The organism is Paraburkholderia sp. MM6662-R1 (genome assembly GCF_050436245.1).
Taxonomy (GTDB): domain Bacteria; phylum Pseudomonadota; class Gammaproteobacteria; order Burkholderiales; family Burkholderiaceae; genus Paraburkholderia; species Paraburkholderia tuberum.
Map to the genome: position 1 here is coordinate 19119 of NZ_JBNDLV010000006.1, position 26982 is coordinate 46100.

Genomic DNA, 26982 nt, shown 5'->3' on the forward strand with positions numbered 1-26982 from the left:
TCCTTTTCCAGAGCGTAGCGTCACGCCGCAGGCGGAGGTCGTGACGCCATTGTCGATGGCATGACGATTTCGAAGCTCTCGCCGCTGCCGATTGGAAACGCGCTGAGGATTTTCCTCGAGCCGCCGCCGTCGGCGCTGCTCTGGCGGGTGCTGCGTACGACGCAGACGTCGTTTGTCGACGAGGACGACCCGAACGCGGTCGTGGTGTTCCAGGGCGACCAGCAGAAGTACCTCGTCGACACGGACGGCCTTGTCAATGACGCGCCCTACACCTACGGCGCGTTCTATTTCGACGGCACGTCGTGGACGCCCAGCGACGTCGTCACAGCCACACCTACCGCGACCTATTCCGACCAGACCACCGACGTGCTCTCGCTTGTGCGCGAGCGCCTTGATGTCGGCCTGCAGATCGAGGTCGCGCGCGGCTCGCTCAGCCCGCAGAGCGGTGCCATCGCCGTACTCAATGCGCCGCCCGCTTTCGATGACACGCGCTTTCCGGTCGTCACCGTGCAGGTGGTGTCGGACGGCAGTCGCCTGCGCGCCATCGGCGAGCTGGTTTCCGAGGACGAGCGCGACGCGCTTACCGGCCAGTTCACGGACGCCGAGGGCTGGCTCGCGCACACGCAGCTATCGGTCATCGGCTGGTCGAAGAACGCCGACGAACGCATCGCGCTGCGCAAGGTAATCCGGCGCCTGGTGATCGGGAACCTCGCGGTTTTCGACGCTGCGGGCATGGACCAGATCGATTTCACCCAGACCGACGTCAACGAAATGTCGCAGCAGCCGCCGCTTTACGCGTCGGAGGGCACCTTCACGTGCGTCGCGCCTGCGGTCGTGCTCGGTGAGGTCGGTCCGGTCACTGACGTCAGCGTCACCGCCTCGGCAGTGCCTCCGCCATCCAGTGACCAGCCCACCGTTCCCACCGCACCTTGAGGACCTTCGACATGGCAAACGAAACATCAGCGGACACGCCAGCACCGGCTCCGGCAGCGGCAGCGGCTAAGGCGGCCACGCCCCATGAAATGACGCTCGAGCGGTTCGCGATCGAGCTGTCGCAGCGCGACAAGCGAGTCGGCCTGGTGAATGGCTTCGTGTTTGTGGAAAAGCAGGCACGGCACTTCAAGGACGTCGAATCGGCGTTCCAGGCCCGCTATGACGCGTTCATCAAATCCCCCGTCTGAGGACCGCCGTCATGCCATATTTCTTTAACGGTCGCCTGTATATCTCGCCGGCCACGATGTCGGCGATCAACGACGACGCCATGAACAACCAGAACCTGTCGGTTGGCAATGTCGCGGCGTACGTTGGGCGTTCAACCGGTGGGGAGCCGAACACGGCACTCACGTTCGGCAGTCCGGCACAGGCCAAGGCCACGCTGAAAAGCGGCGAGCTGTTGACGGCGGTGCTGAAGGCGTTCAACCCGAGCAACGAGACGGGCGGTCCGGCATCGGTCGTGGGCGTGCGCGTGAATCCGGCGCTGCCGTCGACGCTCACGCTGCTCGATGCAGCCGCCGCGCCGGTGATCAACGTGCAGTCGGCCGACTACGGCCTCTACACGAAGCAGATCAACCTCTCCGTCGGGGTAGGTACCGCGCAGGGCCTGAAGGCCACGGTGGCGCTGGGGACTGCGAACTATTCGCAGGACAACCTGTACTCGGCACCGTTCGAGGTGCAGTACACCGGCGCTGCGGCCAGCGCGTCGCTGTCGGTGACGAATTCGACGCTCACGCTCGAGGCACCGACCGGCACCAATGTCGCCACGATCGACCTGAACGCGTTTCCGACCGTGCAGCAGCTGGTCGACAACATCAACTCGTTCGCGGGCTTCACGGCGGTCATCAATGGCGGCGCAGGCAACGCGCCGACCCTGAACGGGCTCGACAACGTGACCGGGCAGGACATCAAGACGGCGCCGTTCGACGTGCCCGCCGTGCTGCAGGCCGTGGTGAACTGGCTCAACGGGTCGGCGCAGCCGCTGGTGACCGCCACGCGTGTGGCCGGCGCCGGTACGTTGCCCGCGGTGCTGCCGGTGACCTATCTGTCGGGCGGCTCGGATGGCGTGACGACCAATGAGCAATGGTCGGATGCGCTCACGGTCCTGCAGGGGCAGGCGATCCAGTGGGTGACGCCGGTCACGTCGGACCCGGGCATCCATGCGATGACCGACGCGCATGTGCAGTTCATGTCGACCATTGGCCGCGCCGAGCGCCGCGCCGTGGTCGGGATGCCGCTCGGCACGACCGATGATCTCGCGCTCGCCGAGGCCAGGAGCCTGAACAGCGACCGCACGTCGCTCGTGCACATCGGCTACTACGACTACGACCCGACGGGCATCCTGCCGGGCCTTCAGCTGAACCCGCCGTACCTGTCGGCCGCCGCAGTCTCGGGCGCGTTTTCGGGCGTCAGTCCGGGCACGCCGCTGACCAACAAGTCGCTGACGTTCCGGGGCCTCGAGCGCGACCTGCTGAACCCGACCGATACCGATCCGCTGATCACCGGTGGCGTGCTGTGCATCGAGAACACGCGCACCGGCTACAAGGTCGTGCAGTCGATCTCAACGTGGCTCACGAACACGAACTACGACAAGGTCGAGCAGTCGGTCGGCTCCGCGCTGGACTTCGTCGCGCACAACGTGCGCAACGCACTGGACGTGCTGCGTGGTGCGAAGAACAACCAGATCACGCTTGCGCGCTCGGTGAGCATCACTGAGTCGCAGTTGCGCCAGCTGGCGATTCCCGATCCGCAGGGTCCTGGCGTGCTCGCCGGCGACGCCACCAACCCCCCCTACAAGAACATCACCGCCAGCACGGTCGGCGACGCGATTGCGGTGTCGTTCCAGTGCTCGCCGGTGCTGCCCGCGAACTACATCGCCGTCACCATTTACGCCGTGCCGTTCACCGGCACTGTGTCGGCCTAAGGAGTAGCTGATGCCTATCCAGTCGCAGGTCAATCTCAAGACCCGGTCCGGTAACCGCTGCATCATCACCTTCGGTGGCCAGCAGGTCGGGCTACTGCAGTCGGTGCGGGCCAATGACGATTATGCGCCCGAGCCTGCAAGCGGCATTGGGGACATACACGTACAGGAGTACGTACCAACGATGGCGCGGCACACGCTCAGCATCCAGACCATGGTGCTCGACGTCGGCGCGCTGATCAATGCGGGCGCGGCGATGCAGAACGGCGACGCCGTGCTGCAGGGGCTGGTGTTCGATATCGAGATGTATTCGAAGGACGACGGCACGCTGCTGCGCAAGTACGTTGGCTGCTCGTATGCGTCGGGCGATCTCGAAATCACCAAGCACGCGATCGTGATGCAGACCGGCCAGTTCAACGCGCTTGATGTTGCGGGTACCGCTGTATGAGCCGCGCTCCACACGCCTCGGATTTTCACGTCGACGTGGACGGCCTTGGCCGCTTCTGTTTTGCGCGGCGCTCGATCGGTGACGTCTACAAGATTCGCGGTCGCTACAACCAGGTCACGGGCGGTTTCTACGACGAGGAAGGCCGCATGGCCGACCTCTCCGCGCTCGGCTACGTGACGATCCAGACGCTGCTCGTTGAGGCACCGGACGGCTTCGACCTGGACAGCCTCGACCCGCTGGTTGATGACGACTACGACCAGAAGATCGTTTCGGTCTTTGCGGCGCTCCGTGAAAAGGAGTTGTCCTTTCGACCAAAACCGGCCAAGGGCGGCAAGGCAGCGGGGCCGCGAGATGGCGCGAACGTACGCGCTGTGGTTTCGCCAGCAGTACCGTCTGGCCCCGACGGACCCTCGCTTTCTGCAGGCAACGGCTGAGGAAATCGAGGCCGAGTATTGGGCCTACCACTACCAGGCCAATCCTGCGCAGGAAGAGTACGAGGACGACGAGTTCGACCTCGAGGCCGAGAAGGAACGTATCCGCGCACAGGCCGAAGCCCGCGAAGCCGCCCAGGCAAACGGTACGCCGCCTGCAACGGGCGACGATGACTGGGAGGAGGTGAAAATTGGCTGAGGTGAAGATCGGCGTTGGCGGTAATCCGGACGCCGCGAAGGCCGTCATCGGTGAAATGACCGAGGCGGTCAACAAGTTGGGTAAGGCCGTCGCCGAAACCAGCCGCAAGCCTTTCACACCGGTCGGCGTCGAGCAGGCCGAGAAGGACCTTAAGCGGCTGAACGACCAGTTTCAGGAAGCGCTCAAACGCTCGCGCGCGCTGCGCGAAGCGCTCAAAAGCACCGGGCAGAACGCGCAGGCCGGCATCCTGAATATCGACTGGTCGCAGGTCCACCCCGACGCCAAGGCAGCGCAGCGGATCCGCTCGCGCGCGTTCGCGTACGCCTCCCGCGGCACAGCGTGGGATCAGACCAATGTGCCCGCATTGCCGCCCGGCCCACCTACCCCCGCCAGAGCGCCCCACGATGGCGCGGCGCGTCGGCGGCGTTGTCACCCGCACCGGCGGTGCCTTTGTCAGCGGTTTTGGCGGTCCGCTCGCACAGATCGGTTCTGAGGCGATTTCAGGGGCGCGTGCGGGTGCCGCCGCAGGCGCGGCCGAAGGAGGCTCTGGCGGCTTCGTGGGAGGCGTTGGCGGGCTGCTTAAGGGCGCGGGAATCGCGACGCTGGCCGTCGGTGCGTTCAAGGGCGCGCAGATGCTGTCCGAAGGCTCGGACATGGCGAAGGAGCGCGACCTGACGCTCGACGCGCTCAAGCGCCAGCTAGGCGATCTGGGCGTGAGCTTCAGGGAGTTGCAGGAAGCCAGCGAAACCGCCTCACAGGGTCTGGGGGTCGACGCGCGGGAGTTTGCGAAGCTCGCCGAGCAGTTCACGCAGGCCAGCCACGGCGCTGATCGCACGCCGGCCGCACTCGCCGATGAGACGCGCGGTGCCACAGGTTTCGCACGCGCGTACGGCATGCAGCCTGGCGCGGGCGTGAGTTTTTTCGGTGGCATGCGCGCGATGGACCCGCGGCAGAACAATCGCGAGCTGGCGCTCCTGCTCGCCGAGGCCATTGATCGCACCGGTGGCCGCGCGCTCGCCTCGGACGTGCTGCAGGCGGTGCAGTCGTTTGCTGCGTCGACCGCACGTCTGAGCCTGTCATCGCCCAATCTCGCAGGCTTCACCGGTGCCTATGCCGGGATGCTCAACCAGGGTGGCCCCGGCATGACTGCCGATAACGTCGCGAGCATCCTGGGGCGCGCCAACGCATCGATTTCGGGTCTGGGCGCGGCTGGTGAAGCGGGGCAGAACTTCATGCTGCAGGCGTTCAATCAGGCCGGTGGTGTCATCAACCCGCTTGAGGCGCGCGCACAGGCCGCAGGCGGCATGTTCGCCACGCGGGCGAGCATCTATGGGCGCGGCACGAAGGAGAGCCCGTATACGCAGTATGGGCAGTATCTCTCCGACCGCGGCGTCGACGTTAAGGGGCTGCTTGGCTCGGAGCCGGATGTAACCAACTTCGAGGCGGTGCGTCGGCTGGCCGACAAGGAATTCAAGGGACGCCCGGAGCTTGAACTCAACGCGATGCAGCGTCTGTTCGGCCTGTCGTCGCCGCAGCAGGCATCGGCCCTCATGGGCATGCGCTCCGAAGATATGGGCGGGCTCGGGCAGCTGCTGCAGAAGTCAGGCGTCGATATCGGCTCGGTCAACGAGAGCGGCATCCGCACGCTCGCGAAGATCAGCGGGGCGACGTCGAAGGATGACCTGCTCGGGGTCTACGGCAACATGGCCGCCCGCACCGGCAAGGGCGCGCTCACTGACGACGACCGGCGCCAGCTCGAGGCGGCGAAAGGCGGCAACACGGAGGATTTCAGGACCCTGCTTGCCAAGATCGCGGCCACCAAGGACCAGGAGGAAACGCAGGCCACGGACGCGCGCGATGCCGCCGCGTCGCTTCAAACGATCCAGAGCATCCTCGGCGAAAAGATTTACCCGGCGATGACCACCATGAAGGATTACGTGGTCGAGATCGCGAAGTTCATGGGCGTGTCGCCGGAGCTGATGGAGGGGCCGACGGGTAAGGGGAGTGGCCTGTCCGACAAGCAGGTGTCGGACCTGAAGTCACGGCGCGCGGATCTGGTCGAGCAGATGAGCAAGGCGGCGAACTGGTTCCACTACGGCGAGACCATGAAGGACCCCGCCACCGGTCGCGAACTGAACGCCGAGGAAACGCGCGCGGCACGGCAGAAGGAACTCGACGATATCAACCGCCAGTTGTCGCCACAAACCGTTGACGCTGGCTCCGCGAAAGTCCCGGACGCCGATACCACCAGCGGAAAGACGCCCGCCACCAGCAAGACACCCGCCAGCTTCACGCCCGAACGCGCCGCGCAGCTCAATGCGACCGAGCGCAAATACAACCTGCCTGCGGGTCTGCTGCGCGGCGTGTATGGCACCGAGTCCAGTTTCGGCAAGAACACCGGTGTTTCGTCGGCAGGCGCAGAGGGACACTTCCAGTTCATGAAGGAAACGGCAGCGCGGTACGGCGTGAAGATCGGCGACTTCGACTCCGAGCAGGAAGGTGCCGGGCACTACCTCAGTGACCTCATCAAGCGGCGCCACGGCGACGTGAAGGCGGCGCTGCGTGACTACGATGGCGTGAAAAAGAACATCGCTGCTGGCAACGACTACATCGCCAAGGTGCAGCACAACGGCAACGTCAAACTTGATGGCACGAAGGACCAGTTCGCACAGGGGCTCGACCCTGATCCGAAGATTGTCGAACTGCCATCCGAGCGGGATCCTTCAGGGCGGTCGTATACGGGCAGCGTCTCGAAGGATGGCACGAAGGACCAGTTCGCACAGGGGCTCGACCCTGATCCGAAGATTGTCGAACTGCCACCCGAGCGGGATCCTTCAGGGCGGTCGTATACGGGCAGCGTCTCGAAGCAGGCCAAAAGTGCGCGCGGCAGCGGCCAGACCGAAGCCGCCCGGGACACGGTCATCCTGGACATCAACATGAACGTGATCTCCGGCAACGGTGGCGGCTCGAGCACTGTGCACCAGGTGAATACCTCGTTTGACGTGCCGCGGGGTTCCGGGGTGCAGCGGGCCACGATCTCGAACTGACGATGCTGATCGATCTCCGAAAGCCTGCTATCCGGGTCATGCTCCACAAGACCATCGGGCGCGTCACGCTCGACGGCAAGGTGCCCGTGTCGCAGCGGTTTGTCGGCCAGAAGCGCGATGTGGACCTGACGCCATACCTCGCCGATGGCTCGGCGGTGCGCGTGATGAAGTCGGTACGCGAGCCAGCCGGTGCGTTCTCCATCAGCCTGTCCGACCAGATCGATGCCGACGTGCTCGACACGCTGTACGCCATCGTCGAGCCGATGGATCTCATCGAGATTCGCATGTCCGGCAGCGGCTTCGCGCCCGCCCTTGATGCGGGCGGTATGGTGGCCGGTCCGGACGGTTCGGGTGAGGGCGTGGTGTCGTACGCGCTGTCGCCGGATGCGCTCGCGTGGCCACCGATCATGATGCGCGGCTTCGTGTCCGGCGTGCAGCGCATGGAGGGCATGGGTGCCGATGGCAAGCCTTCACGGCAGGTGGTCATCAGCGGGCAGGACTACGGCAAGCTGTTGCAGATCAATCAGGTCTTTTACATGCCGAACGCGCCCGACGCGGCGAACATGATTACCAGCTTCCCGTTCTTCTCGAAGTTCGGCGAATTCGATAACAACTTTGAGGCAGGTGCGTTTACTCAGTTGCTGTTTGATCGCGTGGTGAATCCATACGTCATCTCCTTGCGCAGCACGCAGGAGGCTTCCTCGAGCGCCTCGCCGATCCTGCTGTTCAAGACGGATATTCAGGTGACTGGCGCGAAGGTATCGCCGTTCGGTACCGGCGGATGGAGCGGCGGGACGATCTCGGCCCTGATCCAGTCGTATGGCGATATCGGCCCATGGAATGAATTTTTCATTGAGGACCGCGCCGATGGGCCGTATGCGGTGTACCGGCCGAACCCTTTCATGGATGCGCTCACCCGGGACTTCATCATGCCCGGCGTGACGTCGCCCGCTGTTACCGACCTCAGCCGCGCGGACGTGATCAGCATGACGTCGGCGCGCTCCGACGCCAATGTGGCGAATTACTTCTGGGCATCGTCGCCGCGGTTCGTGATGAACTACGACATGGATATCAGGGCGCTCGCCTACCAGGCTGCGCAGACGCATGAGGCGGCTCCGTTCTACGTGCGGGACTACGGCAACGTGAGCCCGACCCTGTACGGCACCCGCAAGATGGAGGAGGCGACCAACCAGAGCAACATTGGCGAAACGAACAACGGCAACGGCACGCCCGCCGGTGAGGCCCGCACGAACAATGGCATCTCGGCGATCGACTGGCTGAACCTGCGCCGCGAGCAGCTGTACGGGCAGAACAAGGACAACGTGATCCTTGAGACTGGCTCGATGCGCGCGAAGGGCAACGAGAACATCCGGGCGGGCACGTACGTGCGCCTTACGCACGGGAACATGCGCTCGCTCTACTACGTGGTCGCGGTCACGCACGACTTCACCCCGTTCGGTAACTACCTGACCGAGGTGCAGTTCGAACGCGGGACCGGCTTCATTGATCGCGTGCAGCGCGCCGGGCCGGACTCGGCGTACTGGGACGAACTGGTGACGCAGCCATGATCGGGAGCAGCCTCGAACTCGGCGCGGTGGTCGCCACCTATCCGGAGGGCCAGTCGGTCGACGTGCTGCTCCGCGATGGCAGCCGCCTCGCCAATGTGCAGGTGATGGTCTGGACCGGCTCCGACAAAACGGGGACGGTCGACCTGCCGGATATCGGTGGCCCGATTGATGACTCGCGCTGGTCGCTCAGCGCGCCCATGGAGCGTTACGTGCGTGGCATCGTCGCGTCGCTGCAGGGTGTGCCGGTGTGCATCGGCTTCCTGCTGCCGCAGGTCACGCAGGTCACGTTCAAACGGAAGAATTTTCGCGTCAAGCGCCATGCATCCGACGTCTATTCGACGATAGATGGCGCGGGCAACATGGAGGTGTACCACCCGAGCGGGACGTACTGGCGTGTGGGTACGTCGCCGGCGCATGAGGTGCTTGATGGACAGGATTTCGACAAGCGGTGGAAGATCAGCAATAACACCGGCGCGGCGCCGCATGTGCACCTGACGGTCGCCAATGCCGGATCGCCGGTGGCGAGCATTGATATTGATCCGGGCGGCAATATCGCCGTGCAGGCCAACGGCAATCTCTCAGCCAACGTCGGCGGCAATCTGGCCGCGACAGTGGGCGGTACCACGAGCGTGAATTCGTCGGGCGACATGACGCTGACGGCACCCAACATAACGATGAATGCAGCGGTGCTGATCAATGGCTCCCTCGCGCAGGGCACTGGCGCGTCGGGCGGCACGGCCACGATGCAGGGTCCGGTGACGGTCGTCAATGACCTGACAGCGGCTGGCACGAGCGTGCACGGCCACAAGCACGGCGGGGTTCAGAAGGGTGGCGACGAGACCGATCCGCCGGTCTAGGACTGGCTACTCCGGCTTGTGGAGGGCGTTCTGCCCCGGATCGGCGGGGTTGAACGCGCCAGTCAGATATCCGGCAGCGCGTACCTGCGCTATCGCTGCCTGCGCCTGATCGCGGCTCTCGAAAGGCCCCAGGCGGAGCAGATACTGAACCGGTTCGGGCAGTTCCTGGCGTTCGACGTAGATTGGTACGTGCAGCTTGCTTCTGAGTTCGTCGGCCCATTCCTGCGCGCGTTCTCCACTGTCAAACTGACCCAAAGCCACCGCGAAATGGCCCGTAGGTTTGGCAGCCTGCTTGTCAGTGTCGCTGCCCGCAGAGGGCTTCGGCGCTCCTCCGATGGTGCTCCTCATAACCGGTCCTACCATCCCCGTGCATAACGCATACATCGCCTGGTCAGTAAGAACGCGGGACCGTATTTCGCCCCACTTGTTGGCCGTCAGGAACACAACGCTTTCTTCGCTGGTGTAGCCGGTGTCGTTGCTTAACCTGGCGATGACCCGAATTTCACCGCCCGCATATTGCACATAGCGCTGCTCGAACGTTGATCCTTTGTATGCGGCGAGTCCGACGAGAAGAAAAGTTTCGAGCGGGACGTACGTATGGGTACCGCACCTGATGTTGGTGGCCTTGACAAACGAGCGCGCCTCTCGCGAATCGTAGTGCAGCCTGCCTCCTACTTTCGCTCTCAGCTGGTCGGTGTATTGATCGGGCGTCAGTCCCTTGCCGGGCGGCTCCTGCGTCTCGGGCAGCGGGTATGAGCCGTCTGCGTATGCAGTACTAAGGGTCGCGAGCGCCAGAAGGGCGACGGCGGCAATTTTACAGATTGGTTTCATGAGGTTCCCCCGGTGGTGCCATGGTCCGTATAACGGCACTTTTTGCGTTTTACGCAGATTACTCCAGAACCCCGGGGAGTAGGGTCGTGACGCGAAGATTTTGGGCATGGCCACGCTCGCGCTTCCGTCGCTGCAGATCCCGTCTTTGGCGGGCGGTTTCGCGCCGTCCAGCCAGAAGGGCGGCGACCGGCCGATCAGCTTCCTGCTGGTCGACAAGACCACCGGGGAAACGTCCAGTTTCAGCCTGACGATCCGGCCCGAGGAACTCACCCGCACCGATGTCTCGCGCATGACCGTCCAGCAGACGCTGGGCGGGGCGTGGGCCGACGACTTCGGGCCGGGCCTCGCGTCGATCAACATCACCGGCCACACCGGCTGGCGCGGCGCAGGTGGGATGGACGGCATGGCGCTGTTCGCCGCCCTGAAAAGTCAGGTTTTCAGCGACTGGCACACCCGGCGCAATGCCGCGCGCGCCGCGGGTCTCGATCCCGCCGGTGTGCAGCTGGTGTTTGCCGATGCGCTTGATTCGACCACCGACGTGGTCGCGCCGGTGAATTTCGTGCTGCGCCGCTCGAAGTCCCGGCCATTGCTCATGCAGTTCCAGATTTCGCTGATCTCGCTCGGGTTGCCGAAGCCGGCGGACTCGTTTATCGGCGATTTCGACTCGGCGCTCGAGGCCATCGGGCTCGGGTCGCTCGCCGACTCGGTGGACTCGATCTCGAGCGCCATCAGTTCGGTCAACAAGTTCATCCAGAGCGACCTGGTTGCGCCGGTGAAGGCCTTCATGAGCATGTCGGTGGCCGCGTTCAACCAGGTCATCCGGGTGGTCAATGCGGGCACGAGTGCCGTCAGTCAGGTGCTGGGCACCGCGCAGGCCATCGCGCAGTGCGGCCTGAACGTGTTCCACACCATCGCGGCCATCGCGAACATCCCGGCCAATATCGCCGCGCAGGTGATGGCGGTCGCAGGCGCGTACTCGAACGTGTTCTGTGTGCTGAAAAACGCCATCAACACGCGGCGCATTTTCCAGAACTACATTTCGCTGCTCGGCGCGAGTAACTGCTCGTCGACCGCGGGGGGCAGTCCGGCCAGCAGTTACATGATCAGCGGCACGAACCCGTTCTACGACGTCGTTGGCAACGCCAGCACGCCACCGATCTCGGTGACCACGCAGTCGCAGGTCGGCTTGCAGCGCATCAACAACACCGACACGGTGCTCTCGCCGATGTCCACGTCCGTGCTGGGTAGCACGCTGGCGACGGTCAACAGCGGGGTGGTGGTCGCATGACGACACCGTTCGATACCCCACTGGTCGGCTACCGCTTCGTGCAGACGCAGTACGGCGACACGCTGCAGCGCTTCGCCGCGCGGGAACTCGGCGACGCATCGCGCTGGACGCAGATCGTCGCGCTGAACAACCTGCTGCCGCCGTACCTTACCGACGATCCGGACGCGGTCACCAGTCAGGTCGTGCTCAACGGCGGCTATCTGGTCATCCCGGCCGCCTCGCCGTCGGCGCAGAACCCCGATCCGAACGGTGTGTTCGGCACGGATCTGCTGCTGACCGCAGACGGCCTGCTCGCCACCAACGGCACCGACTTCGCGGTGGTGTCCGGCGCGGACAACCTTGTGCAGGCCCTGAGGAACGCGCTCACCACCGACCAGGGCGAGCTGCTGTACCACGGCGACTACGGCTCGCTCATCCGGCGCATCCTGGGCACGGTCAACGGGCCGACCGCAGGGCTGCTCGCAGCCGAGTATGCCGGTCAGACGGTGGCCGCTGATACGCGCGTGAAGGCGGTACAGGACGCGAGCGCGACCATCAGCGGCGACGTGATCTCCGTGACCGTGCAGGCGGAGCCCGTGACGGGCTCCACGCTGCCGGTCACGGCGGATCTGTAGGGAGGCCACACGCATGGCGTCCTTTCAGCTAAAAAACTTCGTGAGCATCGCGGCCTCGATGATCAATCGGATGAAGGCCACGCAGACGCAGCTCACGGATTTCAACGTCGGCGCGCTCGGGCGCACGCTGGTCGAGGCGCCTGCCGCAGAAATTGACGAGCTGTACCAGCAGGCGTTTAACCTCGTCAACGCGGCGATTCCGGTATCGGTCTATACGTCGTTCAGCTTCCCGGCGCTCACCGCGCTCGCGGCGACCGGGCTCGTGCGCGTGGTGATCACTGCGCAGACCGGGCCATCGCTCGTGTCCGGTGGCACGCAGTTCACCGCGACCACCACGTCGGTTGCCTACGCGTCGAGTTCGGACGTGATCATTCCGGCTGGCAGCACCTACGCCGATGTGCCGGTGGCCGCGACGACCACCGGCGCCGCGACCAACCTGCCCGCGAACACGCAGTTCTCGATGACGCCGTCGCCTGACGGTTTCATCAGCGCGACCAACCTGTCGGCGTTCGATAACGGCATCAATGCGGAAACGGACCCCGAGCAGCAGATCCGCTTTAACAACTTCATCTCGACGTTGCCCCGCGGCACGGTGGCGGCGCTGAAGTATGGACTGTCGTTGACGACGGTGACCGATGCGCTTGGCAATGTCACCGAGCGGGTGGTGTTTTCAAGCATCGTCGAGCCGTACCTCAACGACGACACGCAGCCGTTCGCCTATGTGCAGTGCTTTATCCATAACGGCGTCGGGAGCACGTCAAGCGCGCTGGTCGCGCAGGCCAACCAGATCATCTACGGCTACTACCTGCCCGACGGCACGCCCGTGCCGGGGTGGAAGGCCGCAGGCGTGAAGGTGGATATCAGCGCGGCGACCGAGATGCCGCTCGCGGTCACCGGCACCCTCGAGGCGCTCGCCGGTTACGACCAGCCCACGCTGTGCACGCTGGCGCAGAGCGCGATCTTTACCTACCTGCAGAGCCTGCCGATCGGCACGAGCGCGCTGTTTTCCGAAATGATCGCGCTGGTGATGGGTATCACGGGCGTCGCGAACTTCACGCTCACCGCGCCGGTTGCTGACACTTCCTCAACGCCGAGCACGAAGATCATGCCCGGCACGATTGCCATTACCTGACCATGCAGCTCACCAAGAAGCTCCTTGGCTTCCTGAACCGGGTTTTCAACAAGAGCCCGCTGCCATACCTCGCGATCCAGTTGCAGTACGCCGGTGGCATGTCGTGGCAGATCGCCGACGGGATGCTGACCACCACCGTGACGGATGGCCCGGGTGCCAGCCTGTCGGTCGACCTGTCGCAGTACACGGTCGGGCAGCTGGTGGACTATCTGGCCGCGCAGCCGGGGTACACGGTGCCGTACGCCGACCATTCGACGCGCGCAGGCCTCTCGGCCCTTGTGCTGCTTGATGGGTCCAACGACATTTCCCTGTCCAATGGGGACCACCTGTACGCCTACGCAAACGTGCTGTGGTCGTATATGGAGGCAAACGCGGCCGAGCTGCAACTCGTTGAGGCGCAGATTCAGAACCTGCCGCTCGAAATGGCGACAACCACCGCAGATTCGATCTGGCTCGACCAGCTGGGGGCCTATTACAAGGTGCCTCGCCTGCAGAACGAGCCGGACTCGACCTACGCGCCGCGCATCATCGCGCAGGTGTTGCGGCCAGCCAGTAACAACGTCGCGCTCGAGGCGGCGATCCAGATCTACACAGGGCAGGGTGCCAAGGTCACCGATGTCGTGCTGTATGGCGCGAATCCGCCGCTGTACAACAGCAACAGCAAGCACGACGGCTCCATCCTGTACGACGCGGTCAACGGCCCGATCTATGGCCTGTTTGACGTGACCTACGGCTACGACCTGATCAATGGCGGCGACCTGTCGTCGTTCCAGCAGATCGTCGTCGGCCTGATCGAAACCCTGCGCGCAGCGGGCACCCATATGCGCTCGATCGCGCTGACCGGCACCATCCTGACGGATACGCTGACGCCGCCAACCGACGACGGTCCGCTCGCGTTCCACATGGGAATGGCCTGCACGGACGCCCTGACGCCACCCTCCGATGCGCTTGCTCCCATGCCGGTGACCGTCGCGCCATTCGCCGACACGTTCACGAAGCCGACGGACGCCGAGACCATCATCATCACCTACAACTACCAGTACAACGGGGTGCACTCCTACAACGGTGTCGTCCCGCATATGGGCGGGCAGGTCGTTACCGAGTCGCTCTGAAAAGGTCGTGACAGCAGACTGAATCCGTTCATTCGGAGGTTCGGCGTGCTGATTCGACTCGACGACGATTTGCGGGCGCCCACGGGCGTACTGTCCTACCGCGTTTATCACCGCGGCGTGCTGGTCGAGCAGGTTGAGGACCACAACCTGATCGTTATCGGCTCGCAGGTTACGCACGCGCATCTGCTCGGGGGAGACGTCACGGGCCGCAGCGTGACGCAGATCGGCTTCGGCACCAGCGGCACCACCGAGGTGTTCGGCAATACCGCACTCACTGGCGCGTACGTCAACAATCTGGCGGCGCCCACCTATCCCGCATCGAATCAGGTCAGCTTCGGCTTCGCGCTCGGCACCGCCGAGGCCAACGGTATCGCCATCTCCGAGTTCGGCCTGCTCACCACGGGCGGCGTCCTGTATGCGCGCAAAACGCGGGCGCTGCCATTGAGCAAGCTATCCGACGTCACCCTGAGTGGCACCTGGGTTATCTCGTTCTGAATCTGCGCGGTCACGGCGCAGGTCGTGACGCCACGCTATCCCCATCGATCAGGGGTAGGGATACATGGCCTCGCAACCGGAAATCGCGAACTACGACGCCGGCGTCTATCAGCTGGAAATTGTCGACCCTGTACAAGGTGGCGTCGGCGGTGTCAGTAATGTGCCGCTGCTCAATCTTGCCAACCGCACCAAGTGGCTCTACACGCAGCTTGGGCTGGTGACGTCCGGCACGCTGATTCCGCCGACTGTCGCGCCGCTGAACAGTCCTCCGATAACCGGCACCCCGACGGTGCCGACGGCTCCGCTCGGCGATAGCTCGCAGACCATCGCCAACACCGCATTCGTGCAGGGCACCGTCAACGGCATGACGAGCCTGAGTGTTGCTGGTGGGGTCAACGTCACGCTGACGGCGGTGCAGGCGGGTGCGGGAATCCTCCAGTTCACCGGCGCGCTCACGGGAAATATCGCGGTCATTGTGCCCGGCGCATCGCGCAGGTGGATCGTTCAGAACCAGACCACGGGAGCCTTCTCGCTCACGGTCAAGACGGCATCCGGGGTCGGCACAGTAGTGACGCAGGGCAAATCCCAGTTGCTGGTCTGCGACGGCAATAACGTATGGAGTGGGTTTACCGACTTCCAAAACGTGCCGCTGACCGGCGCGCCGACGGCACCCACTCAGGCCCAGTTCGATAGCAGTACGAAGCTCTCGACGACTGCGTTTGTGCAGCGTGCCCTCGGTAACTTCCAGACTGGCTCACAAATCAATGCCAACACGACGCTCACGGCGGCCAACTCGGGCACGGCGTATCAGATCGCGGGCGCATATACGGTCACGTTGCCGCTTTACTCCACGATGTCAACGGGCGCGGCGTTCTATTTCTCGAACAATACCGGCTCTGTCGCCACGGTTCAGCGCAACACGGGCACGGATCCGACCATTACCACGGGCTCAACGAACGCGGGCTCGGTCAGCATTGGCTCGGGCGACACCCTATTGCTGATTGCCGTCGGCGGTATCTGGCTCGCATTCAGTGGCTCGGTCGCGGATGCCAATGCCGCCGCGATTACGTCGAAGTTTGCGCCGCTCGTATCGCCGGCGCTGACTGGCAATCCGACGGCGCCCACTCAGGCCCAGTTCGATAGCAGTACGAAGCTCTCGACGACTGCGTTTGTGCAGCGGGCGCTCGGAAGTCGCTCGGGCCTTACCGCTACGACGACGGCGACGCTGACGCTGGCACTCTCAGCAATCGGTCAAACGATCCAGTATTACGGCGGGAGTGCTGCGACGTGGACGCTGCCCTCTAGCGCATCGGTTGCCGCTGGTGGCGAGTATGAGATTGTTAATGGTAGTGGGTATGTCCTCACCATCAATGCTAATGGCACGGACAGCATCGTTCGGTCGAGCGGTATAGGCATCGCATCGATTGCCCTTCAGCCTGGCGACAGTATTCGCCTGGTCGGCGGCGGCGGAAATCTGTTTTACGCGGCGGGCGGCTCCGCGACGTTGCAGTGGTCTCAGTCGCTTGGCGTCACGCCTGCTGTGGCCGACAACAGTTCGAAGCTCGCGACGACAGCATTTGTCCAGCGTGCGCTCGGCGCTTTCGCTGGCTATGTCGCCTACAACGCCAACACCACGCTCACGAATGCGCTCGCTAATTTTGCGATCCAGTCGTTTGGCGGCACGATCACCTATACGCTTCCGGTCGGCTCGACGATGCCGAGTGGTTCGACGCTGACGTTCTATAACAATGGTGTCGGCCCGCTGTCGATCACAACGCAGGGTAGCGACTTCATCTATGACGGAGCGAATGTCCAGCCGGTAGTGCTCCAGATTGGCGACAACCTGGAGCTGATGTCGCGCGGTGGCACGGAGTGGGACATTGTCGGCGGAACGGCTGCGCTCCAGTATGTGACTGGGCCTCGCGTGGCCAGCCCCGCGCAGTTTGATTCCAGCACGAAGATTGCGACGACGGCGTTTGTGCAGCAAGCGCAAGGTAACTTCAGCGCATACAACTTGATCACCAACACGGCGACGATTAATGGGTCGCAGACGGGCGGCTTCTTCAATCTCGGCGGGACGACGGCTTACAACGTAACACTGCCTGCTCCAACGCAATCCAATCTGCGCCTGACGTTCTATAACTCGGGCAGCAGCGCCGTCACTCTTTCTACGCCGAGCGGGTTGATTTTCAATGCGCTTTCCAACGTGTCCACGCTTTCTGTTCCGATAGGTGGATCGATTGAGCTTGTGTCAACTGGCGGTAACTGGATCGCCATTTCTGGAACGGGCGGGGCGTCCCTCGCCACCAACGGCTATCAGAAGCTTCCAAGCGGTCTGATTATCCAGTGGGGCCAGGTTCCCTCGAATTCGTCGGGCGTCGCCACGTTAACGCTGCCTATAGCGTTTCCCAATGCCTATCTGATTGGGGTGGCGAACTACCTTCAGAATGCGGCCGGCCTGCAGTCCGTAACAGCAACAATTTCGACCAATTCTTCTAATACGCAGGCAATTGCAACAGCAAGCCTCAACAACGTAGCCGTCAGTAGCGCAACGGTATTTTTTATTGTTATCGGACGGTAAACATGGGTCAAAGATCCGCAGCATACGACGCGAACGGCAATATCACCGCTTTCTACGACAGCGTGGACAGCCCGGTGCCGGCCGGCGTTACAAGCTTCATTAATATTTCGGACGCCGAATGGCAGGCCTGTCTGGCACAGCCGGGTTGGACAGTGCAGGACGGCATGCTCGTCGCGCCCCCACCACCGCCGCTTCCGGTGCCCCCGCTTGACCCTGTTGACCACACCTTTGGAGGTGATTTATGGCAGTCCTCGATCGTATAGCAACGGCGCGTGATGACGCGTTTGCCGCGCGTGTCGCGATGATCCTCATGACGTCCTGCGTTAACGTGGCGAATGAAGACCCCACCTATGAAAACCACGCCAACCGGCTTCACTTCGCGCAGTTGCATTTCCGCGCTGCGGTGAACACCAAGGCGCTCGCGGCTGCGATCATTGCAAACAACACCACGATTCAGGGTGAGATCGACAGCGCGCCGACCCAGCTTGGCGCGAATGTCCCGGACAGCGATCTGGAGTATGTGATCGGTGGGCTGTTCGACAATTTCGCGAACGCCTACGCCTCAGTGTCCTAGTTTGACGGGGTGCTGTGGTCATCAGGGCGGCATCGGCCGGAGTAAGACATGGACCACTTTCCTGACTGGGCATCGTGCCAGACGTACGCGCTGGCCGCCCTTTCGGAGTCTGACCGGACGGTGATGCGATGCTATGAATCCGGCATCCCTGTGCCGGCCGAATGGCGGGATTACCGCAAGGCGTTGCGGTCCATCGTGTCGGCGACGACCGGCGACCCGACGCAGCCGCTGCCGCCACGGCCACCGTACCCGTCCGGCACGTGAGGCACGCGCATGCCCATCAGCGAAATCAGCACAGCGACGACACCCGTGTGGGGGTGGATCGGTGGCGGGGGACTGGCCACGGTGGCAATCGCTGCGCTGCAGCTTCGGAAGTGGCTGTCCCGCGACAGCCTCTTGCGCCATCGCGACAGCGCCGAGAAGGACATCCTCGAGCGCCTGTCCGACGAACTGGAAAAGTCGCACAAGCGCGTCGAGATCGCCGAGAAACGTTCGGACGAGGCCTACGAGGAGCGCAACAACATGCTGCGTGAACTGATGCCAATCCACGGCACGATGGCCGCGATGGAAGAACGCCTGAAACAGCAGGCGGAGACCATCCTGTTGCAGAACGAGGAACTTGCAAAGCTGCGCCACAAGGTCAGGCAGCAAGGGAGGCCAGGTGCCGTTTAGCACACCCACCTTTGCACGCCGGGGCATGCGTGCCATCCGCTACGCCGAGGGCTGGGCATTGGCAGCGGCCGTCGCGCTCGGCGGTGCCATCGCGGGCTATGCGTTCAGCGAGTACCGGCTGTCGGCCATCGTCATCCAGCTCAACGCGGAGCACCAGGGCGAGATCAAACGCCTGCAGGACTCCAATGAGCGCACGCTCACGGCGCTCACGGCGCGCGTGCAGTCGGCCGCACAGACAGCCACCCTCGCCGGCACGAAGGCCGCGACCGCGGCGGACCAGTCAGCCCAGGCCGCCGAGACGGTCAAGTCGGCCGCCGCTGTCGTGCGGCGCCGTCGTCCTGTCGTTGAGGTACCCGTCTCGAGCGCAGCGGCGGCGTTGCCGGAACCGGCGCGCGCCAGCCTGAACCGCGCGGTCGAGCGCACCAACCGCAAGATCAGGGAGCACAAATGATGCGCGCTGCATTGCTTTGCCTGCTGTTTGGGGCATGCGCCACGCAGGAAGCCGCTACGCCGCCTCCTGCGTGTCCACCGCTGCCGACCCTTGTGGAGCACGCGACGGCGGCACAGGTGGCCGCATACGCGCAGCAGGTGGTCGACCTGTACGGCCAGTGCGCGACGATTCAGGAATCAAAGGGTGCCGCGCAGTCGCCATAGGCGTCGTGACGGCATGCTTGGGCGCATGGACACATTTCCCGACGCATTCGCGAAGCTCATCAACGTTGAGCAGGGCCTCAGCATGGACCCGACCGACCGCGGTAACTGGACCAGCGGCAAGGTCGGCGTCGGCCAGCTGAAGGGCACCAAGTACGGCGTCAGTGCGATGTCCTACCCGACGCTTGATATCGCCAACCTCGCGCTCGACGACGCGCAGGCCATCTACCGGCGCGACTACTGGAACAAGGTGCATGCGGACCAGTTGCCGTCGGTCGTCGCATTCCAGGTGTTTGATGCTGCCGTGAATAGCGGTGTCTCCCAGGCGGCGAAATGGCTGCAGAAATCCGTCGGCGCGACCCCGGATGGGGTGATCGGTAACCTCACGCTTGCCGCGGTTTCAGCGCTCGCGCCTGCGGTCATCACGGGGCGCTTTAACGCGTACCGGCTGATCGACATGACCGACATGGCCGGATGGCCGATGAACTCGCGCGGGTGGGCGAAACGCGTGGGAAATAACCTGCTGATGGGACTCGCATGAGCACCTGGGGCGACGTCGCCAGCGCCATCGCCAAGGGCGCACCACTACTGGGCAGTCTGGTGCCGGGTGTCGGCACCGTGGTCGGCGTGGGCGTGGGCGCAGCGGCATCGATCATCGCCTCGGCGCTCGGCGTGCCGGCGGACCCCGACAGCATTACGGCTGCCCTGAAGAACGATCCCGATGCGCTCGCGAAGGTGCGGCAGGCCGAACTGGATAACCAGTCGAAGCTCGCCGAGATCGCCATGCAGCGCGAGCAGAACGTGCTTGCAGCAGATACCGCGCGGTACGCCGCAGAAAATGCGGACCGTGCCAGCGCCCGGCAGCTGGCCGCGTCGCAACCGAAGGACTACACGCGGCAGATCATCACCTATCTGCTGCTCGCCATTACGGGTGTCGTGGTCTGGTTCATCTTCAGCGGGCATTCCGAGTCGCTGATCAGGGACCCGTCGAGCGCGATTACGGTCGGCACCGTGCTCGGCTATCTGTTTAACGAGCTGAAGCAGACGCTCGCCTACTGGTTCGGCTCATCCCGTGACAGTTCCGAGAACCAGCGTACGGCCCTGGAGGCGGCGGTGTCGCCCGGGACGGTCATTACGGGCAATCCCTCACAGGTGACGACCGTGCGGGCGTCGGGGAACGCGCCGCAGAATGTAACAGCGGCTCCCGCAGATGACGTCTACAGAGGTAGCTGATAATTCTATCAGAATCCCCGCTCAGCGGCCTTCCAGTAGGCGTTTGCCGCCATTTCGCTCTCCTATTTGTATGGGCAAAGAAATTGTAAGATTTGTTGCAAGATTTTTAAATTAATGGACAACATGTAACTATCTCCATACGATTTCTGCGTGCGACGCCTTTTCTGCGTACTAATCAAAAACGCAATACCCAGGGTCGATTTCCGAAACAATGCCCGAGAGAGAAAAGCGCAACATCATCCGTGAAGACGCGCTGCGTCTCGCACATGCACTGCGTCTGGTCGCCAGTGCATTTTTTTATGCCGACCCCGCCGGAACCGAATTAACACCAGCGCAACGTGATGCTGCATTTCAGGCCGCCAAGGCTCTCGCTGCGCATTCAAACCTGAAGTCCCTCTACGACCGGAACTGAAAATCATGCCTCATGCATATGCGCGCAATAAAACCAACGGCAATCTGAATAATGCGGAAAAGCGCCTCGTTGCTGCCGAGTCGCTACGATTAATGAAAGAGGACGCGGGCCTCTCGCGAATAGAGGCGCTTCGCCGCGGTATGTCGACTCTCGACAAGTCCCGTCAGAAACCGGTCATCGATATGGCTCATGCGAAATGGGTCATCCCGCTATGGGAGGAGATGGCCGCTGAGCGCGATGCCATGAACGGCGAAGCTGAAATACCCACCGCCTCCGCGTCTGCGCTTCCCGAGAACACCACCATTCCTACCATCGCCGAGCTATCTGCGCCGGCAGCGGCTTCGGCTGATGCCGTTCTCGCTGCTGACAGCGAATCTGAGGGACCTCCCGAGGCCAGTGTGCCGGTCGACGGCACCGTCAGGAAGAAGACGGGAGGGCAGAAAGGTTCGACGCTGGTGCGGTGGAATGGTAGTGAACGAAAAACGGTGGCGAAGGGTTTCCTGAAACTGAAGGCCGATTTTCCGGACATGAAGGACCTGGACTGCCTGCGCAAGTCCATGCAGTACAACCTGCCTGATCACCGCCAGCGCAAGATCGTCAGTTGCAAGGAGCCGTGGTTCCGGGCCACGCTCGACGAAATCCGCGCGGAGGCCGAGCGCGAAATCCACGCGGCGCGAGAGCAGCGCGAAGCGCAGCTACGGGCCGAGCAGGACGCGATTGACGCGGCGAAGGAGCGCGAGACGGCGGAGCGGCTGGAGGCCGAGCGCATCGAGCAGGAAAGGGCGGAGGCGGTCGAGCAGGCGGTGGAGGAGTACCGGGCCAACGCGTCGCTCGAGGAACTGCTGTTGCTGGTGGCGAAGAAGGCAGCGGGCCTGATGGTCGGCTCGCTCGTCGAAACCCTGCAGACGCAGGTCCTCTCGCAGCTTACCGGTGTCGTGCGCACGCCGATGTCCCTGCACATGCCAGGCGTCCCGCCGATCCAGCTCGAGCAGGGCGAGGCGACGAAGCCGGCACCGCGTGATCGCTTGCCACGCGTACTGGTGATCGGGCTGATGCGCCAGCAGACCTGGGAACTCAAACGCGCGATGGATGGCATCCTGAAACTCGACTTCATACAGGTCGAACACACGGGCGGCTCGTCGATCGAGGAAAAGGCGCGCAACGCCGACCTGGTCGTGCTGATGACCAAGTTCATTTCCCACCAGCATACGGCCGCTGCAAAAAAGGCGAACTCGCATGTGGTGTATCGCAATGGTGGCGTAAGCGAGCTTAAGCGCTGGCTCACGTCGTGGGTCAACGGCGAGATCGCGCTTGCCGCGTGACGTCTGAACGCACACCGGAAGACTGATCATGGGACGCGCGATTGAACGGGCCGACTTCGAGGCCGTGTGGGAGAGGACGGCTTCGACGGCCGTCGAGGATTTCAACAGGAACGGCGAGGTATCCCCGAAGCTGTTCATGCTCACGCTGGGGGACGAGCCGGGCGAGGTCCGCTCGTTCGGCGTCTTGGATCCGGCGCTTATCCATGCGTTTTTCAAGCGGGAAACCGATCACGGCAAGGACGCCATGGCGGCGCTGCTGCGGCTACTTCTGACGCCAGACTCGCCGATGCGCAAGGCGATGCGCAAGCATGGTGCGTCGCCGCCGGATGTCCTCGTGCAGGTCAACGAAGCCTGGGTAAATAACCGCCAGGGCAAAACGAAGGAGCAGGTCGAAGCCGAGTATGAGAAATACGGTTCGGTGGAAGCCATGCCTGACCGCACTGAATGCGTGTGGATCGGGTTGCATACTCACGGGTATTCGACCATGGGCATCTGTCCGATCCTGGATAACCCGCGGCGTGCCGAAATCGGCAAACTGGCACCGCCCGATGGCACGTTCACTGGCCGCTTTTCGATGACCAGCGAGACATGAAGCGGCAGCTTCCGCCCTCACTGCGCTTCCTTCCCGAGTACCTCAATGAGCCGCAAAACATAGCCCAGGTCGTTATGCGTGTTCAGCCATGCAGGGTTGCGCTCGGTCGGCCGCGCGCTGCGATGCGCGCGCGTGATCTGTAGCAGCCTTGTGTCGGACAGCAGGGCGCGCGCTGCCGACGCCAGTCTTTCATCGTTCATCGCACGCCTCTGCGGCCCGTTACTGGATCAGGAAACGGGCGCGGTTCTTTTCACCCGCAATCCACGACGGTGGACGCGCCAGACCGCTCCAGGTGGCTCCCGTTTCCGGGTCCCGGTACTTCGGCGGCTGCTTGCCCTTGAAGGGCGCCTTGCGCTTTTTGGTGGCTTTCGGCGTGGCCGTTTTCGCTGTGGCTTTCTTCGCCACAGCACGCTTCTTTGCCGGGGCGACCGGCAGCACCAGATCATCCGGCGTCAGATTGATATCCGCGAGAAATGCATGGATCGCTTCGCCGATGGCGACCTTGAACTTCTCGTGCTCGACCGCAATGCGTTTTTCGAGTACTGCGAGTCGCTTGTCGACGTTTTTTTTGATCGGCATGTCTGGTGTGCTCCTGTGGTGGTGGTAATTAATGGCGTGTCTTGCGGACGACCGCGCGCCACGCGATGCTGAACATCCGGATCTGCGGGTCCTGATCAAACTCGCGGCTTTCGCTGTCGCTCGGCAGCCGCAGGCAGTTCTCAAGCAGGTCGAACACCGATAGCTGGCCGCAGCCAATGCACAGCGAAGCGTCGCCATGCTTTGGCTTCGCGTCACTCCGCATGTTGTCGTGCGTGTCGTTCGTCTTGCCGCAATGCGGGCAGACGAATGCGGACCCTTGCGGCATCAGTGCGTCTCCCGGCCCACGGCATTCAGTTCCGCAATGATCGCGGATTCAGTCTCACCGAATACGATGACGAAACGCTGGCCGCTCAGACCGACCTCCGCGCCGTCGAACATGATCGGCTTGCCTTCCTGCAGTTTCTTCAGGTTCAGGCGCGACAGGCCGAGGATGACCGTATCGCCCGCGCGTGCCTTTATCATTCGTACTCCTATGCTAATTTTACATAATAGAAGTTATCAACCGGACTGGTATGTTTGCCGGTGCTGCGTTTTCTGGCGTCGCGTGTCCTCATTCGTCGCCGCTCATGATCGTGCGAAGGCCGGGATAGTACAAGTCGCATCGCTCCCACACCGGACGGTTTTTTTTCGGGCAATCCGCTATCTGCGCGCCCAGATCGGTCATCGGGAAGTTCTCGCCAAGCGAAGCAACCAGCTTCGACAGGCGATATCGGCCGCGCCGCTCGCAGCGGGAACAGGCCACTTCGATATGGCTCGCGCGTGCCGCGACTGCCCCGAGAGTAATGCTGCCGTTTGCCATCGTTAGATCTTCATTTCCGCTCTCGCTGGGCAAGCCATAGCAAGGGCGACACTAGAACGGCGAACGTTGTAAGCACGATGCAACCGAACATGTTGTAACCGGAATTGCGCAGGAAGCGCCATTGCTGTCGAATCACTGGTAACCCCCTACTTGCGCAGCCCATTCGGGAAGTACTCGCGTATGTCCGTCATGCGTGCGCTGCGGCCAATCAGAGCGTAGGCTTCATCGAGCTTGCGCAGGTCCAGCATGGCGGTTTCGCGCGGCGCGTCCATCTTGCAGCTCTCGGCGCTCGCGGCCATGTTCAGATGAACGCGGCACGCCAGCGGCCGGTGCTCGTAGATGCTGCAGGCGTTATTCCGCAGAAACGGACACGGCTTGATGCCGCCGTGAAATGACTCGACGAACCCTGTCAGCGCAGGTCGCTCGATGCCACTTCGCGGGTCGAAAAATGGCCACGTTTTCGGCTTGCGCGCCTTCACGCCGATCGCATGCGCGATCACGTCGGCTTCCGGCTCGGACACCATCGTCGCCATATGGCAGCAGCTGCTGCAGCCGCGCTTGCACGCGGCATATGGGGCGGCGGCGGCCGTCATCTCGTCGGCGATCACGTACAGGCCACGCAGGCGCGCGCGGACCGGCTCGGTGCCGTTAATCAGCTTCAGGATGCGGACGTTCCATCCGGGTATGCGTGGCCGGATCTTCTCGGCTGCGAGCTGCGCATTACGGGCCGCTGCGACCCGGTCCGCGTCAGCCAGCGGAATCAGCTTGCGTGGCTGCTGTGGTTGCGGCTGCGTGGTGCCGAAAATCGTGGCGGCTGCGTGGCTCATTCAGCCTCCGCCGTGCGGGCGTTTTCATCGGCGTCGGTGGCAAGCAGCGCGAGGATCTCGAGCGCAATGTCGACGGCCTTCGTTGCAAGGTCATCATTAAGTCCCGGGCGCCGGGCCTGGTAAATCGTGGCGAGGCGCTCGCGGTTTCTCATCATTGTTTGCCCGGTAATGTCTATTGAACTGAGGACGACGTTCGCCTTCATTGCCTGGGGCAAGCTTTCCAAAAATGTCATGGCTTCCGTCCTCCCTGTGCGTTGATTACTCTGTCAGTCCTGTGCGATGACCAGCCTGTCCGCCTTTGGCGCGCCGCGTACTCGTGCAGCAGGAATTGACATCCTCCCCGGCCTAAAGACCGGGGATTCCTACTTCTAGCGCTTGATGTCCCAAGCGGGCAATGTTCCGCGCTGCGTTCGTGTCGCGGTCGTGGACTGACCCGCACGAACTGCACGTCCATTGCCTTATTCCAAGGCATGCCCTACCTTTCGGACTGCAAGCGGGAATGACCCCGCAGCACGAGCACGTCTGGGTTGAAAACGCTTCGTTGACCTCTGCGAACACCACACATTGCCTTATGGCTTTGTACTTGAGTGTTGTCCGAAACATCGTCCACGCGGCATCGTGCACGGACTTGGCCATGCTCGTCTTTGCCAACGCCTTCGCGTTAACGTTGCCCACGAAGATTGCTGCATGTTTCTTTACCAGCGCCGACGTTTCCTTGTGGATTGCATCCTTGCGCTGATTCGCGATTTTGGCGTGGATAGCCTTCACGCGACGTTTCTTGTTTGCCCGCTGCGCGATGCCTAGCGCCTGCTCTGCCGCGCGATAGAACTTCTTCGGCGCGAACGCCGTGCCATCGCTGTATGTGGCCAGCGTCTTTAGGCCAAGGTCTATGCCGATGGTCGTTGTGCCTTCCGGGACGCGCTTCTCATCCACTTTGACCTTGACGGCGATGTTGACGTACCAGCGACCGCGCGAGTCCTCGTTAAACGAGCCGCTGCACAGTTCGTAATTCGACAGGCCGTACGAGTCCCAAAGGCCAATCTTGAGCCCGTTGAAATGAAGTTGCCCGGCCTTGTGCTTGATGTGCGCGCCCTTGAACGGCACCCAGCCGAGCGAGTATTTAGGCGACTTGCGATTGCTCACGCGCCAATTTAGCTTCTGGCGCTTGAATTGCTTCAGGCGTGTGGCGAATTCCTTGCACGTCTCCTGAACTGTACCGGACCCGACCGCAACGCCTTCGCACTTGCTGAAGCCAGCCGTGAGCGCGCACAGATCGAAGCCTGACAGCCATACCTTCGGGCGGTTGCAATAGCGCTTCAGGCTGCGATACTGCGTTTCATTGGCGTAGTTCCAGACCGTATTCACGTCGCGCGCCATCGCAAGCATCGCCTTGGCGTGCTTGTCTTTGATGCGAAACTTGAGGGTCTTGGTGGCTTCCATAGTGTAGATAGTGTGGCTCAATAACTTGGTCAACGCAAGCGGTTTTTGTGCCTCATCTACTGAGGTGTACAATGCCGGCATGGACGAGAAACCTAAACACCCGGGCGGTCGGCCGCCAAAGCCAGAAAGCGAGCGCCTGGTGCTGCGCTCGATTCGCCTGACGCCCGCTCAATGGGAAAAGATCGACCTGTATGGTCGCGACTGGCTGCGCGCACTAATCGACCGCGCCAAGCCGCCGAAGCCGTAGAAGGACGGCTGCGCCGTCCGCGCTATCCTTCCCCGCCCTGAAGGACGGGGCTTGCCGCGCAAGTCCGGTCAATGAAGCGCAGCCGGTACGTGACGG

The 26982-nt window shown here is 62.9% G+C and carries 36 protein-coding genes; 27 read left to right on the top strand and 9 right to left on the bottom strand.

The window, feature by feature from the left end:
- The first annotated feature begins 60 nt into the window (after positions 1 to 60).
- The 10 genes from OKW39_RS43720 to OKW39_RS43765 all read left to right on the top strand — a co-directional run bounded on the left by OKW39_RS43720 (position 61) and on the right by OKW39_RS43765 (position 9464).
- A complete protein-coding gene (locus tag OKW39_RS43720; protein WP_429565666.1) occupies positions 61 to 933 on the top strand; it encodes a hypothetical protein in 873 nt (290 codons plus the stop codon).
- A gap of 11 nt (positions 934 to 944) precedes the next feature.
- Positions 945 to 1181, top strand: a complete 237-nt coding sequence (locus tag OKW39_RS43725) for a hypothetical protein (RefSeq protein WP_429565667.1) — start codon at positions 945 to 947, stop codon at positions 1179 to 1181.
- A gap of 11 nt (positions 1182 to 1192) precedes the next feature.
- Positions 1193 to 2917, top strand: coding sequence for a hypothetical protein (locus OKW39_RS43730; protein ID WP_429565668.1), 1725 nt, complete (start codon positions 1193 to 1195; stop codon positions 2915 to 2917).
- A gap of 10 nt (positions 2918 to 2927) precedes the next feature.
- Entirely contained in the window at positions 2928 to 3362 is a 435-nt protein-coding gene (locus tag OKW39_RS43735; protein WP_429565669.1) for a hypothetical protein, read from the top strand.
- Positions 3363 to 3397: 35 nt separating this feature from the next.
- Positions 3398 to 3796: a hypothetical protein gene (locus OKW39_RS43740; RefSeq protein ID WP_429565670.1), complete on the top strand. Its 399-nt coding sequence runs from the start codon at positions 3398 to 3400 to the stop codon at positions 3794 to 3796.
- Positions 3714 to 3992 (top strand): hypothetical protein, encoded by a 279-nt coding sequence (locus OKW39_RS43745; RefSeq protein WP_429565671.1) that lies wholly within the window; start codon positions 3714 to 3716, stop codon positions 3990 to 3992. Before OKW39_RS43740 ends, OKW39_RS43745 begins: the two co-directional genes overlap by 83 nt.
- Positions 3985 to 4485: a hypothetical protein gene (locus tag OKW39_RS43750; RefSeq protein ID WP_429565672.1), complete on the top strand. Its 501-nt coding sequence runs from the start codon at positions 3985 to 3987 to the stop codon at positions 4483 to 4485. Before OKW39_RS43745 ends, OKW39_RS43750 begins: the two co-directional genes overlap by 8 nt.
- Positions 4486 to 4549: 64 nt before the next feature.
- Positions 4550 to 7039 (top strand): transglycosylase SLT domain-containing protein, encoded by a 2490-nt coding sequence (locus tag OKW39_RS43755; RefSeq protein WP_429565673.1) that lies wholly within the window; start codon positions 4550 to 4552, stop codon positions 7037 to 7039.
- 2 nt (positions 7040 to 7041) lie between these two features.
- A complete protein-coding gene (locus OKW39_RS43760) occupies positions 7042 to 8607 on the top strand; it encodes a hypothetical protein (protein ID WP_429565674.1) in 1566 nt (521 codons plus the stop codon).
- Entirely contained in the window at positions 8604 to 9464 is an 861-nt protein-coding gene (locus OKW39_RS43765) for a hypothetical protein (protein ID WP_429565675.1), read from the top strand. The genes OKW39_RS43760 and OKW39_RS43765 overlap by 4 nt, the downstream gene beginning before the upstream one ends.
- 6 nt (positions 9465 to 9470) lie before the next feature.
- On the opposite strand, the gene OKW39_RS43770 is transcribed toward OKW39_RS43765, so the two are convergent.
- Positions 9471 to 10403: an SPOR domain-containing protein gene (locus OKW39_RS43770; RefSeq protein WP_429565676.1), complete on the bottom strand. Its 933-nt coding sequence runs from the start codon at positions 10401 to 10403 to the stop codon at positions 9471 to 9473.
- On the opposite strand from OKW39_RS43770, the gene OKW39_RS43775 reads away from it, so the two are divergent.
- From OKW39_RS43775 to OKW39_RS43850, 16 genes are all read left to right on the top strand, one after another.
- Entirely contained in the window at positions 10402 to 11583 is a 1182-nt protein-coding gene (locus OKW39_RS43775) for a hypothetical protein (RefSeq protein ID WP_429565677.1), read from the top strand. The two genes, OKW39_RS43770 and OKW39_RS43775, sit on opposite strands and share 2 nt — an antisense overlap.
- A complete protein-coding gene (locus tag OKW39_RS43780) occupies positions 11580 to 12197 on the top strand; it encodes a hypothetical protein (protein WP_429565678.1) in 618 nt (205 codons plus the stop codon). The genes OKW39_RS43775 and OKW39_RS43780 overlap by 4 nt, the downstream gene beginning before the upstream one ends.
- A gap of 13 nt (positions 12198 to 12210) precedes the next feature.
- Positions 12211 to 13329, top strand: coding sequence for a baseplate J/gp47 family protein (locus tag OKW39_RS43785; protein ID WP_429565679.1), 1119 nt, complete (start codon positions 12211 to 12213; stop codon positions 13327 to 13329).
- A gap of 2 nt (positions 13330 to 13331) precedes the next feature.
- Entirely contained in the window at positions 13332 to 14441 is a 1110-nt protein-coding gene (locus OKW39_RS43790; protein WP_429565680.1) for a hypothetical protein, read from the top strand.
- A 45-nt stretch (positions 14442 to 14486) separates the two neighbouring features.
- Positions 14487 to 14936 carry a hypothetical protein gene (locus OKW39_RS43795; RefSeq protein WP_429565681.1) on the top strand — a complete coding sequence of 150 codons (450 nt, stop codon included), beginning with the start codon at positions 14487 to 14489 and terminating at the stop codon, positions 14934 to 14936.
- Positions 14937 to 15000: 64 nt separating this feature from the next.
- Entirely contained in the window at positions 15001 to 17517 is a 2517-nt protein-coding gene (locus OKW39_RS43800; RefSeq protein ID WP_429565682.1) for a beta strand repeat-containing protein, read from the top strand.
- 241 nt (positions 17518 to 17758) lie between these two features.
- The gene (locus OKW39_RS43805) at positions 17759 to 18091 is read left to right on the top strand and encodes a hypothetical protein (RefSeq protein ID WP_429565683.1); all 333 of its coding nucleotides are present in this window, start codon (positions 17759 to 17761) and stop codon (positions 18089 to 18091) included.
- Positions 18092 to 18139: 48 nt separating this feature from the next.
- Positions 18140 to 18355: a hypothetical protein gene (locus OKW39_RS43810; RefSeq protein ID WP_429565684.1), complete on the top strand. Its 216-nt coding sequence runs from the start codon at positions 18140 to 18142 to the stop codon at positions 18353 to 18355.
- A 9-nt stretch (positions 18356 to 18364) separates the two neighbouring features.
- On the top strand, positions 18365 to 18763 hold the full coding sequence (locus OKW39_RS43815; RefSeq protein ID WP_429565685.1) for a hypothetical protein: 399 nt from the start codon (positions 18365 to 18367) through the stop codon (positions 18761 to 18763).
- Positions 18764 to 18788: 25 nt separating this feature from the next.
- On the top strand, positions 18789 to 19214 hold the full coding sequence (locus OKW39_RS43820; RefSeq protein WP_429565686.1) for a hypothetical protein: 426 nt from the start codon (positions 18789 to 18791) through the stop codon (positions 19212 to 19214).
- Positions 19211 to 19417, top strand: a complete 207-nt coding sequence (locus OKW39_RS43825) for a hypothetical protein (RefSeq protein ID WP_429565687.1) — start codon at positions 19211 to 19213, stop codon at positions 19415 to 19417. The genes OKW39_RS43820 and OKW39_RS43825 overlap by 4 nt, the downstream gene beginning before the upstream one ends.
- A gap of 25 nt (positions 19418 to 19442) precedes the next feature.
- Positions 19443 to 19955 (top strand): glycoside hydrolase family 108 protein, encoded by a 513-nt coding sequence (locus tag OKW39_RS43830; RefSeq protein ID WP_429565688.1) that lies wholly within the window; start codon positions 19443 to 19445, stop codon positions 19953 to 19955.
- Positions 19952 to 20647: a hypothetical protein gene (locus tag OKW39_RS43835; RefSeq protein ID WP_429565689.1), complete on the top strand. Its 696-nt coding sequence runs from the start codon at positions 19952 to 19954 to the stop codon at positions 20645 to 20647. The genes OKW39_RS43830 and OKW39_RS43835 overlap by 4 nt, the downstream gene beginning before the upstream one ends.
- A 211-nt stretch (positions 20648 to 20858) precedes the next feature.
- Positions 20859 to 21059: a hypothetical protein gene (locus tag OKW39_RS43840; RefSeq protein WP_429565690.1), complete on the top strand. Its 201-nt coding sequence runs from the start codon at positions 20859 to 20861 to the stop codon at positions 21057 to 21059.
- Positions 21060 to 21064: 5 nt separating this feature from the next.
- Positions 21065 to 22381 carry a hypothetical protein gene (locus OKW39_RS43845; protein ID WP_429565691.1) on the top strand — a complete coding sequence of 439 codons (1317 nt, stop codon included), beginning with the start codon at positions 21065 to 21067 and terminating at the stop codon, positions 22379 to 22381.
- A gap of 28 nt (positions 22382 to 22409) precedes the next feature.
- The gene (locus tag OKW39_RS43850) at positions 22410 to 22973 is read left to right on the top strand and encodes a hypothetical protein (protein WP_429565692.1); all 564 of its coding nucleotides are present in this window, start codon (positions 22410 to 22412) and stop codon (positions 22971 to 22973) included.
- A gap of 17 nt (positions 22974 to 22990) precedes the next feature.
- On the opposite strand, the gene OKW39_RS43855 is transcribed toward OKW39_RS43850, so the two are convergent.
- From OKW39_RS43855 to OKW39_RS43890, 8 genes are all read right to left on the bottom strand, one after another.
- Complete coding sequence (locus tag OKW39_RS43855) at positions 22991 to 23173, bottom strand: hypothetical protein (RefSeq protein WP_429565693.1); 183 nt, start codon at positions 23171 to 23173, stop codon at positions 22991 to 22993.
- Positions 23174 to 23192: 19 nt separating this feature from the next.
- Positions 23193 to 23552, bottom strand: a complete 360-nt coding sequence (locus OKW39_RS43860; RefSeq protein ID WP_429565694.1) for an H-NS family nucleoid-associated regulatory protein — start codon at positions 23550 to 23552, stop codon at positions 23193 to 23195.
- A gap of 28 nt (positions 23553 to 23580) precedes the next feature.
- Positions 23581 to 23838: a hypothetical protein gene (locus OKW39_RS43865; RefSeq protein ID WP_429565695.1), complete on the bottom strand. Its 258-nt coding sequence runs from the start codon at positions 23836 to 23838 to the stop codon at positions 23581 to 23583.
- Complete coding sequence (locus OKW39_RS43870) at positions 23838 to 24035, bottom strand: hypothetical protein (protein WP_429565696.1); 198 nt, start codon at positions 24033 to 24035, stop codon at positions 23838 to 23840. The genes OKW39_RS43865 and OKW39_RS43870 overlap by 1 nt, the downstream gene beginning before the upstream one ends.
- 88 nt (positions 24036 to 24123) lie before the next feature.
- Entirely contained in the window at positions 24124 to 24372 is a 249-nt protein-coding gene (locus tag OKW39_RS43875; protein WP_429565697.1) for a hypothetical protein, read from the bottom strand.
- Between the two features lie 146 nt (positions 24373 to 24518).
- The gene (locus OKW39_RS43880) at positions 24519 to 25199 is read right to left on the bottom strand and encodes a YkgJ family cysteine cluster protein (protein WP_429565698.1); all 681 of its coding nucleotides are present in this window, start codon (positions 25197 to 25199) and stop codon (positions 24519 to 24521) included.
- The gene (locus OKW39_RS43885) at positions 25196 to 25432 is read right to left on the bottom strand and encodes a hypothetical protein (protein WP_429565699.1); all 237 of its coding nucleotides are present in this window, start codon (positions 25430 to 25432) and stop codon (positions 25196 to 25198) included. The genes OKW39_RS43880 and OKW39_RS43885 overlap by 4 nt, the downstream gene beginning before the upstream one ends.
- Before the next feature lie 112 nt (positions 25433 to 25544).
- Positions 25545 to 26720 (bottom strand): RNA-guided endonuclease InsQ/TnpB family protein, encoded by a 1176-nt coding sequence (locus tag OKW39_RS43890; protein ID WP_429565700.1) that lies wholly within the window; start codon positions 26718 to 26720, stop codon positions 25545 to 25547.
- Between OKW39_RS43890 and OKW39_RS43895 the strand changes: the two genes are divergently transcribed.
- Positions 26719 to 26886 (top strand): hypothetical protein, encoded by a 168-nt coding sequence (locus OKW39_RS43895; protein WP_429565701.1) that lies wholly within the window; start codon positions 26719 to 26721, stop codon positions 26884 to 26886. The two genes, OKW39_RS43890 and OKW39_RS43895, sit on opposite strands and share 2 nt — an antisense overlap.
- Positions 26887 to 26982: the final 96 nt, after the last annotated feature.